General features: G+C 73.5%; 10 protein-coding genes. 4 read left to right on the plus strand and 6 right to left on the minus strand.

The features are described from left to right. Nucleotides 1-250 precede the first annotated feature (250 nt). Both Pma05_RS12420 and Pma05_RS12425 read right to left on the minus strand, forming a co-directional pair. The gene (locus tag Pma05_RS12420; RefSeq protein WP_203857496.1) at nt 251-2785 is read right to left on the minus strand and encodes a bifunctional FO biosynthesis protein CofGH; all 2535 of its coding nucleotides are present in this window, start codon (nt 2783-2785) and stop codon (nt 251-253) included. A gap of 79 nt (nt 2786-2864) precedes the next feature. Continuing rightward, a complete protein-coding gene (locus Pma05_RS12425) occupies nt 2865-3983 on the minus strand; it encodes a hypothetical protein (protein ID WP_203857497.1) in 1119 nt (372 codons plus the stop codon). Between the two features lie 99 nt (nt 3984-4082). Between Pma05_RS12425 and cofD the strand changes: the two genes are divergently transcribed. Continuing rightward, nucleotides 4083-5045, plus strand: a complete 963-nt coding sequence (cofD, locus tag Pma05_RS12430; protein WP_203857498.1) for a 2-phospho-L-lactate transferase — start codon at nt 4083-4085, stop codon at nt 5043-5045. 19 nt (nt 5046-5064) lie between these two features. After that, nucleotides 5065-6234 carry a coenzyme F420-0:L-glutamate ligase gene (locus tag Pma05_RS12435; RefSeq protein ID WP_203857499.1) on the plus strand — a complete coding sequence of 390 codons (1170 nt, stop codon included), beginning with the start codon at nt 5065-5067 and terminating at the stop codon, nt 6232-6234. A gap of 19 nt (nt 6235-6253) precedes the next feature. On the opposite strand, the gene Pma05_RS12440 is transcribed toward Pma05_RS12435, so the two are convergent. Continuing rightward, the gene (locus Pma05_RS12440) at nt 6254-7273 is read right to left on the minus strand and encodes an ArsR/SmtB family transcription factor (RefSeq protein WP_203857500.1); all 1020 of its coding nucleotides are present in this window, start codon (nt 7271-7273) and stop codon (nt 6254-6256) included. A gap of 360 nt (nt 7274-7633) precedes the next feature. After that, nucleotides 7634-8692 (minus strand): hypothetical protein, encoded by a 1059-nt coding sequence (locus Pma05_RS12445; protein ID WP_203857501.1) that lies wholly within the window; start codon nt 8690-8692, stop codon nt 7634-7636. Between the two features lie 37 nt (nt 8693-8729). On the opposite strand from Pma05_RS12445, the gene Pma05_RS12450 reads away from it, so the two are divergent. Further along, nucleotides 8730-9332 (plus strand): NUDIX hydrolase, encoded by a 603-nt coding sequence (locus Pma05_RS12450; protein WP_203857502.1) that lies wholly within the window; start codon nt 8730-8732, stop codon nt 9330-9332. Between the two features lie 144 nt (nt 9333-9476). Here Pma05_RS12450 and Pma05_RS12455 read toward each other — a convergent pair whose 3' ends face one another. Further along, nucleotides 9477-10583, minus strand: a complete 1107-nt coding sequence (locus tag Pma05_RS12455) for a mannose-1-phosphate guanylyltransferase (protein ID WP_203857503.1) — start codon at nt 10581-10583, stop codon at nt 9477-9479. A 61-nt stretch (nt 10584-10644) separates the two neighbouring features. Continuing rightward, nucleotides 10645-11820 (minus strand): glycosyltransferase family 4 protein, encoded by a 1176-nt coding sequence (locus Pma05_RS12460; RefSeq protein WP_203857504.1) that lies wholly within the window; start codon nt 11818-11820, stop codon nt 10645-10647. 241 nt (nt 11821-12061) lie between these two features. On the opposite strand from Pma05_RS12460, the gene Pma05_RS12465 reads away from it, so the two are divergent. Beyond that, nucleotides 12062-12769: a TIGR03089 family protein gene (locus Pma05_RS12465; RefSeq protein ID WP_203857505.1), complete on the plus strand. Its 708-nt coding sequence runs from the start codon at nt 12062-12064 to the stop codon at nt 12767-12769. Nucleotides 12770-12859: the final 90 nt, after the last annotated feature.

The raw sequence follows: 12859 nt of genomic DNA on the forward strand, positions 1-12859 counted from the left end.
AACGACCCCACTGAAATTACACGTGTGTTATACGTGCGTCGTCAAGCCGAACCTGCTAAGTGGAGCCACCCCTACCGCGTGCCCGGACGACCTGTGGAGTCATCGGGTCTCGCAACACCTGCCCTATCGATTCAGACCCGGTGCTGGTAACGCCCGCACGGCGAGTTGCGTCGGATATCCGGCGTGGCGCGGCCGGCGCGCCCACGAGGAACCGTCCCGCCGAGCGGTCGGCGGGGTCGGTCGGCAGGGGTCAGCCGGCGTACCCGTAGACGGTCGTGCGGGGCCGGGCCCGCCGGCCGGCGGCGGCGGCGATCCGTTCGAGCTGGGCGACGGTACGTGCCGAGCCGTGGTCCGAGCCGGCCATCCGGGAGATCGTCTCCTCCATCAGCGTGCCGCCGAGATCGTTGCAGCCGCTGCGGAGCAGTTCGGCGGTACCGGCGTCGCCGAGCTTGACCCAGGAGCACTGGATGTTGGCGATCCGGCCGTGCAACAGCAGCCGGGCCATGGCGTGCACCACGCGATTCTCCCGCCAGGTGGGACCGGGGCGGGCGATGCCGGCGAGATAGATCGGCGCGTTGGTGTGTACGAACGGCAGCGCCACGAACTCGGTGAACCCACCGGTCCGGTCCTGCACCCCGGCCAGTACCCGGAAGTGGCCGAGCCACTGGCGGGGGTGGTCGACGTGGCCGTACATCATCGTGGAGCTGGACCGGATGCCCAGCTCGTGCGCGGTGCTGACCACCTCGACCCAGGTGGCGGCCGGCAGTTTGCCCTTGGTGAGCACCCAGCGCACCTCGTCGTCAAGGATCTCGGCGGCGGTGCCCGGAATGGTGTCCAGCCCCGCGTCCCGCAACTCGGTCAGCCACTCCCGGATCGACACGCCGGCCTTGGCGGCCCCGGTGACGATCTCCATCGGCGAGTACGCGTGCACGTGCATGCCCGGCACCCGGGCCTTGATCGCCCGCACCAGATCGGCGTACGTGCTGACCGGCATCTTCGGGTCGATGCCACCCTGCATGCAGACCTCGGTGGCGCCGGCCGCCCACGCCTGCTCGGCCCGGTCGGCCACCTGCTCGACCGAGAGCCGGTACGCGTCGGCGTCCCGCTCCCGCTGCGCGAAGGCGCAGAACCGGCAGCCCACGTAGCAGACGTTGGAGAAGTTGATGTTGCGGTTCACCACGTACGTCACGTCGTCGCCGACGGCATCCCGGCGTACGTCGTCGGCGATCCGGCACAGCTCGTCCAGGGCCGCCCCGTCAGCGGCGAACAGGGCCAGTGCCGCCGCCTCGTGCCGGGGCTCCAGCAGCGCGGCCGGATCGTCGGCGGCCAGCCGCAGCCCGGCCCGGAGGTCGGGATCGCCCGCCCCGGCCGCCCCGGAAGCGGCGGATGCCCCGGGGGCGGGGGTGGGGATCCGGGCGCCGACCTCGGCCCAGTCGCCGTAGACGGAGTCGAAGTCGCCGCGCCGGTCACCGGTCCGGCCGGTGGTGTCGATCGTGGCGTGCAGGTCGGTACGCCCGCCCGGTACGAAGGCGTCGTCCGGCTCCTGCCAGGGGCGGCCGACCGGCCGGGCCGACTCGACCGCCAGCCCGGTCGCCGGGTCGGCCAGCGCGGCGACGTGCGCGGCGAGCCGGGGATCCAGCCACGGGTCGGCCCGCCGGACGTACTCGGGGTAGATCGTCAACCGCTCCCGCAGGGTGAACCCGGCCGCGGCGGTACGCGCGGCCAACTCGTCCAGGTGTGGCCAGGGGCGCTCCGGGTTGACGTGGTCCGGGGTCACCGGCGACACGCCGCCCCAGTCGTCGATGCCGGCCCGCAACAGCAGGTCGTACTCCCCCTCGATCAGGTTCGGCGGAGCCTGGATGCGAGCACCCGGCCCGAGCAGGATCCGGGCCACCGCCACGGTCGCGGCCAGCTCGTGCAGCTCGGCGTCGGGCATGCCCCGCATCGCGGTGTCCGGCTTGGCCCGGAAGTTCTGCACGATGACTTCCTGGATGTGGCCGTACTCCCGGGCACTGCGCCGGATGGCGAAGATGGACTCGACCCGTTCGGCAGGCGTCTCGCCGATCCCGATCAGGATGCCGGTGGTGAACGGTACGGCGACCCGCCCGGCGTCGGCCAGCACCCGCAGCCGGACCGCCGGCTCCTTGTCCGGCGAGCCGTAGTGCGGGCCGCCGGGCTCGGACCAGAGCCGGGTGGCGGTGGTCTCCAGCATCATCCCCATGCTCGGCGCCACCGGCTTGAGCCGTTGCAGCTCGGCCCAGGAGAGCACGCCCGGGTTGAGGTGCGGCAGCAGGCCGGTCTCCTCCAGTACCGCGATCGCGCACGCCCGGACGTAGTCCAGAGTCGAGTCGAAGCCCCGCTCGGTCAGCCACTGTCGGGCCTGCGGCCAGCGCTCCTCCGGCCGGTCGCCGAGGGTGAACAGGGCCTCCTTGCAGCCCTGCGCGGCACCGGCCGCCGCGATCGCCAGCACCTCGTCCCGGTCCAGAAAGGCGGCCGGCAGCCGGTGCGGCACGGTGGCGAAGGTGCAGTAGTGGCAGCGGTCCCGGCAGAGCCGGGTCAGCGGGATGAAGACCTTCTTGGAGAAGGTGACCACGCCCGGCCGGCCCGCGTCGGTCAGCCCGGCGTCCCGGATCCGGCCGGCGACCGCGAGCAGTTCGTCGAGGTGCTCGCCGCGCGCGGCGAGCAGCGCGGTCGCCTCGTCCGGGTCGAGAGCCCGGCCGTCGTCCGCCCGACGCAGCGCCCGGCGCAGACTCGCGACAGTCGGTTGGTCAGTCCCATCAGCCACTCGTGCAGCCTAGGCGCAACCCCAGCCGGACCGGCGTGGCACCTGTCACACCCTCTGTCGAACCGGCGGGCCCACGGGCTCAGCGCGGCTGGGTCGGGTCGTCGTCCCGGTCCGCCGACGGTGGCTGGGCGCCGGCCGACGGCTGCTGGCTGGCCGGGTTGATCCGCTGGGTACGGTCGGCCACCGGCGGTCGCTGCGGAATCACCTGGGTCCGCCCGGTCTCCTCCTCGTCCGACTCCGGCGACGTCGTGTCCGGCGGGGACGTCGTGTCTGGCGGGGACGTCGTGCCCGACGGGGTGGCGCCGACCGACGGCACCGGCCCGACCGAGGGCGCCGCACCGACCGACGGGGCGGCCGACTCAGCGCGCGGTGCCGGCGGTGTAGCGGCCGGCGGTGCGGAGGCGGGTGCCGGCGGAGCGGAGGACGGGGCGGGCGGGGCCGACGCCGGGGCCGGTGGGGCGGACGACGGCACCGGCGGGGCGTACCCGGGCTGGCCGTAACCGGTGGGCGGGGCGTAGTCGGTCGGCTGGCCGTAGACCACGGGCTGGCCGTAGAGGTGCGGCTCCGGCTGACCGGCCGGCGGATAGCCCTGGTACGGCGCACCCGGCTGCCCGTACGTGGTCGGCTGGCCGTACGTGCCCGGTTGGCCGTAGGCGCCCGGCTGGCCGTACGGCTGGGGCTGGCCGTAGAGGCCGGGCTGCGGCTTCGGCTTCGGCACGTGGTAGAGCGCTAGCCACACCCGCAGCACCAGGAAGGCCACCGCCAGCAGGATCACGTACGCCCCGACGAAGACCAGCGTCCGGGTGAACGCCTGCCGGAACTGTGTCTCGGCCAGCAGCCCGAAGACCCCGGCGAGCAGGGTGATCCCGCCGAACAGCACCGAGACGGCGTACTCGACGAGCGCCACCAGGGTGATCACCCGGGCCTGCCCGACCACCGGCTGGAGGTGGGTGGCGAGCAGCACCGCGAGCAACGGCAGCGCGACCTGCTCCAGGCCCACGAACGCGTAGAAGGAACCCAGCGAGCGGTCGCCGAAGTCGGAGTTCTCCCAGCCGCCGAAGAACAACTCGATCAGCCCGCTGAACATGAAGAGGGCGTTGGCACCGACGAGCACCAGCGCGATCAGCTCGCGCAGCGGCTTGGTTGTCGAACTGGCCTGCGGCGCATCGCTCGGCGCGGGCCCGGGCTGGCTGGTCAACTCTCCCCCTGAAGGCAGTGACGGACTCCTGCGTCGCCTGAGCCTAGTCGGCCGGCCCGCCCGCCGCCTGTCCAGAGCTGATGGGCGAGGATGGAGGCCATGCACATCGTGGTATTGACCGGGGGCATCGGTGGCGCCCGCTTCCTGACCGGCGTACGCGCGTACGCCGGTCAGGTCGGTGCCGAGGTGACCGCGGTGGTGAACGTCGGCGACGACGTCGTCCTGCACGGCCTGCGGATCTGCCCGGACCTGGACAGCGTGATGTACACCCTCGGCGGCGGGGCGGACCGGGAACGGGGCTGGGGCCGGGCCGGCGAGACCTGGACCGTCAAGGAGGAGTTGGCCGCGTACGGCGCGGAGCCGACCTGGTTCGGCCTCGGTGACCGGGACGTGGCGACCCACCTGGTCCGGACCACCATGCTGAACGCCGGCTACCCTCTCTCGGCGGTCACCGAGGCGCTCTGCGCCCGCTGGCAGCCCGGGGTACGCCTGCTGCCCGCCACCGACGACCGCCTGGAGACCCACGTCGTGGTACGCGACCCCGACAGTGACGCCCCGGACGCCCAGCGGGCGATCCACTTCCAGGAGTGGTGGGTACGCCACCGGGGCAAGCTGCCCACCGACCGGTTCGTCTTCGTGGGCGCCGAGGCGGCAAAGCCGGCGGCCGGGGTACTCGACGCGCTGGCCGGAGCGGACGTGGTGCTGCTCGCCCCGAGCAACCCGGTGGTGAGCGTCGCGCCGGTGCTCGCCGTACCGGAGCTGCGGGACGCGCTCGTCGCCGGCCCGGCACCCGTGATCGGAGTGTCGCCGATCATCGGCGGCGCCCCGGTACGCGGGATGGCCGACCGCTGCCTGGCGGTACTCGGGGTGCCCTGCACCGCGGCCGGGGTGGGTGGGCTCTACGGCGCCCGGTCGGCCGGTGGCATCCTGGATGCCTGGCTGGTGGACAGCACCGACGCCGGGACCGAGGTCGAGGGGGTGACCGTGCGGGCGGCCCCGCTCTGGATGACCGACGAGTCGGCGACCGCGACCATGGTCCGGACCGCCGTGGAAATGGGATGAGAACCGCCGTGGAGCTGGGATGAGACTTGAGGTGCTGCCGGTGCTCGGCATCGGCGACGTCACCGAGGGCGACGACCTGTCGGCGCTGATCGCGACCGCCGCGCCCTGGCTGCGGGACGGCGACGTACTGGTGGTGACCAGCAAGATCGTCTCCAAGGCGGAGGGCCGGCTGGTCGAGGTGCCAATCGACGGGCCGGAGCGGGAGGCGGCCCGGGCGGAGGTACTGGCCGGCGAGACCGCCCGCCCGGTGGCCCGGCGCGGTTCGACCCGGATCGTCCAGACCCACCACGGTTTCGTGATGGCCTCGGCCGGGATCGACGCCTCCAATGTGGACCGCTCACGGCTGGTCCTGCTGCCGAAGGATCCGGACGCCTCCGCCCGGGCCCTGCGGGCCGCGATCCGGGAGCGGCACGGCGCCGACGTGGCGGTGATCATCTCGGACACCATGGGCCGGCCGTGGCGCAACGGCCTCACCGACGTCGCGCTGGGGGTCGCCGGGATGCCGGCGGTCCGCGACCACCGGGGCGAGGTCGACCCGTACGGCAACAAGCTCAACATCACCCAGATGGCCGTGGTCGACGAGTTGGCCGGCGCGGGCGAGCTGGTCAAGGGCAAGTGTGACCAGGTACCGGTCGCGGTGGTCCGTGGTTATCTCGGTGCCGCCGGTCCGGACGACGGGCTCGGCGCGGCGGCGCTCGTCCGGAACGCCGAGCACGACCTGTTCGCCCTCGGCACCGCCGAGGCGCGGGCCGACGGGCTGCGCGCCGCCGCCACTCTCGCCGAGTCGACGGCCGGCGGGCCGGTCCCGCCCGTGGTCCCGGCGGTGCTGGACGGCACCGACGCCGGGCTGGACAGCGCGGTGGTGGACCGGGCACTGCGCATGGTGGCCGGGGTCGTCGCGCCCGGCACGGTGTGGACGCTGGTCACCGACGATCGACGGGTACGCGACCGGCTCGGCGAGTCGGCTCCGCCGCAGGGGTACGGGACCGCCGCGCTGCTCGACTGCGCGCCCCCCGGCCCGGCCGACGGCGATCCCGGTGTGCTGATCCGGTTCGGTGCCGACCTGCACCGGCTGCGGGCCGCGCTGGCCGCCGAGGGCCTCGGCTCCGCCGTACTGCCGGCGCCCTCCGGCGTGCTCGGGGCGACCCTGCTGCTCAGCTACCCACCGGGCCCCGCCGCCGGGCTCTGACCTGCCCCGGGCCGGCCGCTCAACCGGTCAGCACAGCCCGGCCCAGCGGGGTCAGGCTGTGCAGCACGGTGTTGCGGTCGCGGTGGCTGACCAGCAGCCCGGCGTTGCGCAGCACGGTGGTGTGCTGGCTCGCCGCCGCCGCCGAGATGTGCAGCCGGCGGGCCACCTCGCCGGTCGAGCAGCCGTCACCGACCACCTCCAGTACCCGGGCCCGGGTCTTGCCGATCAGCGCGCCCAGCGACGCTCGGCTCTCCTCCCCACCGGTCGCCGGCACCGGACCGGCGCCCTCGCCCGGTGCCGGCGTCAGCCCGCCCAACCGGTCGACCGGATAGACCAGTACCGGCGGCAGCTCGGGGTCGAGCAGGGTCACCGGCATCCGGGCACAGAAGAACGACGGCACCAGCAGCAGCCCGCGCCCGTCGAGGTGCAACTCCCGGTCGGCCGGATAGTCCGGCACCTCCAGTACCCCGGAATCCCAGCGCATCGCCGGACGCAGGCTGGCCAGCAGCCCTTCGGTACCGCCGTCGAGCAGGGCCCGTGCCCGCCGCGCCCGGTCCGCCTCCACGGCCGCCTGGATCCGGTCCCAGTACGGCTCGATCGCGGTCGCCTGGTAGATCCGCATCGAGTCGGTGAGGTGCTCCAGCACCTCGACGTCGCCCCGGGCCAGTGCGCTGGCGGAACTGGGCAGCGGCAGCGGGCTCTCCCCGGCCAGTACGTTCAGGTCGCGCTCCAGCGAGCTGACCGGAGTGGAGCGTACGGCGTCCAGCCCCGCCGGCAGGCCGTACATGCTGTGGTAGGGGGTCAGGAAGTCGGGGAAGTAGCCGCGGGGCGGATTGAGGGCGAGCAGCAGCCGCAACTGCCCCGGTACGGTGTCCCGGCGGAGCCCGCCGAAGACGCCCCGCCGCCAGCCCGCCATCATCGGGTCCCGACTGCGCCCCTGCAACAGGTGCAGGCTGAGGACCAGCTCCCAGACCTGGTCCGCGGCAGGGGCGACCCGGGTCCGGGCGATGTCCTCGCTGGAGAAGAAGATCCGCAGCATGGCGCGCACTCCCCGAATCGCCGGATGGGGGTTGCCCGGCAACCAGTCGCACTCTACCGGGCGCGATCTATCAGCGTCTTTCAGCGTGAACTGAAAGACCTCGACGGCCGGCGGAGCCAGCGGGCATGCTCACTAGGCCGATATCGGGGTCACCGACGTCCTGGACGTCGGGTGGCCCTGCGGCATGCCGGGGGCAGGGGGAGGAACGCGGCACCCGGACGGTCGCCACGAGGGTTCGCGGACGGTTGTCCGCGAAAGGTGCTGTCCGGGTTGTCGCCTTCCATGCCGCTCCACCAGATGCTTCCGTGCCGCCCCATCAGATGAGCGTGCCGAGGCGGCTCACTGTGACGTAGTGGCGGCTCAGCTCTGCCGGCCAGGCGCGATCAGCAGCGCGACCCGGTGGTCCTCGTCGGTCACGTAGTAGTGGGCACCGTCCAGTTCGGTCAGTCCCTCGACGTTGTGCAGCGGGGCGAGGTCCGCGACCAGTTCACCGGCGACCATCGGCCCGGCCGGCTCGGCCGGCCAGCGGAACCGCACGTGCCGGCTGGTCACGTCGCCGCCGGTCGGGTGGTCGTCGAGCAGCACCGAGCGTTTGCCCAGCGCGTCGATCGAGCCGACCACCGCGTCGTATCCGCCGTCGTCCCGGGCCGACAGCGCCCGGAAGCCGGTCAGCTCGCCGGGCCGGGTCACCCCGGTCAACGCGTACGCCCCGACGACCCGGGGCCAGCTCCGCCGGTCGAACATCCCGGCCACGTCCGCCAACTCCACGAAGATCGGCTCGCCCCGCCCGGTCACCGGGAACCGCAGCCCGAGCAGCACGGTGCCGGCCGGGGTGAACGCCGCCGCCTCCACGTTGACCGGCAGGTCGTCGTCGGTGAGCCGGTCGACCCAGCCCTTCGCCCGGGCGGTGCCCCGGGCCCGGGTCGCCGCGATGAAGAGGTGCCGCACCTGCTGTCCCGCCGGAAGTACGCCGATCCCGGCGGCCAGCAGGGCGTCGTTCACCGCCCGGTGCAGCCGGAACTGGTTGCGTACCACGTGCAGCCGGGGCAGTACGGCGGCGGCCTCGGCCTCCCGGAACCGGGCCACGAAGGCGCGGCGGGGGCGCAACGGCCCACGCTTGGAGCCGAAGTGCGAGCCGAAGACGTAGATCCAGCCGTCGTGCCGGGCCAGCGCCTCGCCGTCCTCGGTCCGGCCGTTCTCGGCACCGGCGTCCATCGGCACGTGCGCGGTCAGCCAGTTCCCGTCGTACCGCTCGACCAGCAGGGCGAGGCAGTGCTCGACCGGCCCCTCGTCGAGTACGGTCCAGAACGCCCGTCGGGCGCCGTACGCGGCGAGCACCTCGGGCGCGCGTACCGGCAGCAGATCACTCGCCTCGTTGCCGGCGACCGCCAGTTCGACCGTACGCGAAAGGCACGTCATACCGATCATGATATGAGCCCCTGACTAGGGTGACCCTGTGCCCGAAGCCCTGTACGCCGACACCGTGGCCCTGCTCACCGCCTGGCAGCCGCCCACCGCCGAGGCGGCGGACGCGCTGGACCGGACCCTGCGACTGCTCGACGACGGTGGTCCGGCGGCGCTGACCCGGGCGCACCGGGCCGGCCACGTCACCGCCAGCGCCCTGGTGCTGGACGCCACCGGCAGCCGGGTCCTGCTCTGCCTGCACGGCCGGTTCCGCCGCTGGGTGCAGCTCGGCGGGCACTGCGAACCCGACGACCGGACGCTGGCCGGGGCGGCACTGCGGGAGGCGACCGAGGAGTCCGGGATCACCGGGCTGTGGCTCGACCCGACCCCGATCGACCTGGACATCCACCAGGTCTCCTGCCAGGGCGGCTCGCTGCACCACGACGTACGCTTCGCCGCGGTCGCCCCGGCCGGCGCGGTCGAACGGGTCAGCGCGGAGTCGGTGGAACTCGGCTGGTTTCCGCCGGACGCGCTCCCCGAGCCGCTGGCCGGCGCCACCGCCCAACTGGTGGCACCGGCACTCGCGGTCTTCGCCCGGAACGGGAGGACCGGGCCAGGCCCCGCACCCGCCCCGGTCACCGGGATCACCCGGTAGCCGGCGCTCGGGCCGGCGCTGGGGCAGATCGCCCAACCCGGGTCATGGTTACCCGAGCCGAGCGGCCGGATGAACTCACCGGGTGCGCCCAGCTCACCCGGCACAGCGCGGGCTCCGCGGCGCGCTAGAGGGATCCGGGGCGCGCTAGAGGTAGGGGTGTGCCTCCTCCGCCTCCAGCGCGGCGACGATCTCCTTGACCTCCTGGGCTCGGGACCGGTCACAGACGAAGAGCGCGTCCGGCATGTCGACCACCACGGCGTCCTGGACCCCGAGGGTCACCACCAGCCGGTCGGACTGGGTCACCACGACGGTACGCGCGGTGTCCCGGAGCATGACCCGGCCGGCCGGGGGCGTGCCGTCGGGTCCCTCCCGGAGTACCACGTTGCCCGCGTCGTCGCCGGTCAGCGCCTCGCCGAGAGTGTGGAAGTCGCCGACGTCGTTCCACCGGAAGTCGGCCGGCACGGTGGCGACCAGGCCACGCTCGGCCGCCCCCTCCATCACCGCGAAGTCCACCGAGATCTTCGTCAGCTCCGGCCAGATCCGGTCGAGTACCGCCGCCTGCTCGGGAGTGCCCCAGGCCGCGGCGATCTCGGTCAGCCCGGCGTACAGCTCCGGCTGCTGCCGGGCCAGCTCGCCGAGGAAGACGTCGACCCGCCAGACGAACATCGAGGCGTTCCAGTAGAAACGGCCGGACTCGACGTACTTGACCGCGAGGTCGTACTCCGGCTTCTCCTTGAACCGGACGACCTGCCGGGCCGGGCCGTCGCCGATCGACTCACCCGACTCCAGATAGCCGTAGCCGGTCTCCGGGTGGGTCGGCGTGATGCCGACCGCGACCATCAGCCCGTCCTGGGCGGTCGAGATCGCCGCGCCGAGCACCTCCAGGAAGCGGGTCTGGTCGCCGACCACGTGGTCGGCGGAGAAGGCGCCCATCACCGCGTCCGGATCACGCCGGGCGATGATCGCCGCCGCCAGCCCGATCGCCGCGCAGGAGTCCCGGCGGGAGGGCTCGACCAGGACGTTCTCCTCCGGTACGTCGGGCAGTTGCCGGGCCACCGCGACCGCGTGCGCGGCACCGGTGACCACGTACGTGCTCTCCGGGGCGGAGAGCGGGCGCACCCGGCGTACGGTCGCCTGGAGCAGCGACTCGTCGGAGCCGGTCAGTGGGAGGAGGAATTTGGGGCGGCCGGCGCGCGAGAGTGGCCACAATCGGGTGCCACTGCCGCCGGCCGGAATCACGGCGTAGAACATCGCCACATCATGCCCGAGACGTCAGGGGCGGGACGCACACACCGTCTGATAACACCCGAATTCAGCCCGGTACCGTCACGCCCGCTACCGCCCGGGCCCGGGCCCGGCCCCAGGCCGCCAGGTGCACCTCGGCGCTGGACTCCCAGGTGAACTCCTTGGCCCGGTCGAAGCCCGCCTTGGCCAGCGAGAGCCGCCGCGCCTCGTCGTCGAGCAGCGCGCCGAGGTCGGTCGCGATCTGCTGCGGATCCTCGCTGGTGTACGCCACCGCGTCGCCGCCCACCTCGGGCAACGACAGTCGCGGCGTGGTGAGTACCGGAGCGGCGCAGGCCATCGCCTCCAGGATCGGCAGCCCGAAGCCCTCGCCGTACGACGGATAGGCGGCGACCAGCGCACCGCCGAGGAAGCCCGGCAGGTCGGCGTAGCGCAGGTAGCCGGGGCGGAGCAGCCGCAGGTGCGCCGGTACGTCGGAGACGGCCTGGTCGATGTCGTCGTCGTGCCCCTGACCGCCGGCAACCACCAGGGCCGGCGGCTCCGACCGGTCCTTGACCGCGAGCACCCAGCCCCGGATCAGGTTCGGCACGTTCTTGCGCGGCTCCTTGGCGCCGAGGAACGCCACGTAACTGTGCCCGCCGAGGCCGAGCCTGGCGCGTACCCGGGCCTTCTCCTCGTCGCTCGGCGCGTGGAACGCCGCCTGGTCGACCCCGTGGTAGGCCACGTCGATCCGGGTCGGGTCGGCGTCCAGCAGCCGGATCAGCTCGTCCCGGGTCGCCTTGCTCGGCACGATCACCCGGTCGGCCCGGCGCAGCGAGGTCTTGATGGCGCTGCGGAAGAAGGTCCGCCGCGACTTGTCGTAGTGCTCCGGCTCGGTGAAGAAGGTCGCGTCGTGCACCGTGACCGTCACCGGACAGCCGGCCCGGAGCGGGCAGGTGTAGAACGGCGAGTGCAGCACCTGCGCGCCGACCTGCTGGGCCAGCATCGGGAGCCCGGTCTGCTCCCAGGCCAGCCGCGCGGGCCGGTGCGCCACCGCCGCCGGTGCCGGGATCACCTCGGCCGCCGGCAGCATCCGCGAGTATCGCTCGACGTCGGTCCGCAGCCCGACCACGGCCAGCTCCAGGCCCGGCCCGATCACCTTGCCCAGCGCGCCGAGCAGGCCGTCGACGTATCTACCAACGCCGCCCCGGTCGGCGGGGACGCTGGTGGCGTCAATGAGCACTCGGGGCGGGCGACCGGCGGTCACTGGGCAACTCCTCGGCTGGGTGTGATGTGGGGAACAACACTTACTCCAAGCCTACGCCGCGCCGACCCGGACGCGTCGACTGCGACCCGTCGGGCAACTGTCTTTCCGGTGACTCGGACAGGTACGCGACGAGGCCGTCACGACGGGTGTCGGTACGCCCCGCCGCCGGCCCCGGAGATCGTCAACAGGCCGGCCCGGAGATCGCCGTCAGCGGCCGTCCGGGTCGGTATCGTCGCGGGCGATGACCGAGAACATTTCCGGGCTCTTCGCCGCCGCGATCGCCGCCGACCCGACCCGACCGTTGCTGACCTGGTACGACGACACGACCGGGGACCGGACCGAACTCTCCGGGGCGACCCTGGCCAACTGGGTGGCGAAGACCGCCAACCTGCTGGTCGACTCGGCCGGACTGGCTCCGGGCGATCCCGTCGGGGTGTTGCTGCCGCCGCACTGGCAGACCGCCGCCGTGCTGCTCGGCTGCTGGTCGACCGGGTCGGCCGTGGCCGGTGCCCGACCTGGCGAGTCGGCCGCGCAGCCGGTCGAGGTGCTCTTCGCCTCGGTCGACCGGGTCGGTGAGGCGACGGCCTGGCCAGCCGGTGACCGGTACGCCCTCGCGCTCGCCCCGCTCGCCGCCCCGGTCCGGGACCTGCCGTCCGGCTGGGCCGACTACGTGATCGAGGTACGCGGGCACGGCGACCACTTCACGCCGTACCCGGCCGCCGGGCCGCAGGACCCGGTACTCGCCGACCTGGCGGCCCAGCGCGCCACGGAGTTGGGCATCGGGGCCGGCGACCGGGTGCTGGTCAACGCGGTCCGCCACCCCGACCCGGTGGACTGGCTGCTCGCCCCGCTGGCCGCCGGGGCCAGCACGGTGCTCTGCGGAAACCTCGACCCGGCCCGGCTCGCGGACCGGGCGACGGCAGAGAAGGTCACGGTTCAGCTGACGTAACCGACGTCACATCGCTCCGGTCGACGCCGCCCCGGTCGACGCCGTCCCCGCCGGCCGCTCGGCGGCCCGCTCCGACTCCTCCGGGGCGGC

This window comes from Plantactinospora mayteni, assembly GCF_016862935.1.
Classification (GTDB): Bacteria; Actinomycetota; Actinomycetes; order Mycobacteriales; family Micromonosporaceae; genus Plantactinospora; species Plantactinospora mayteni.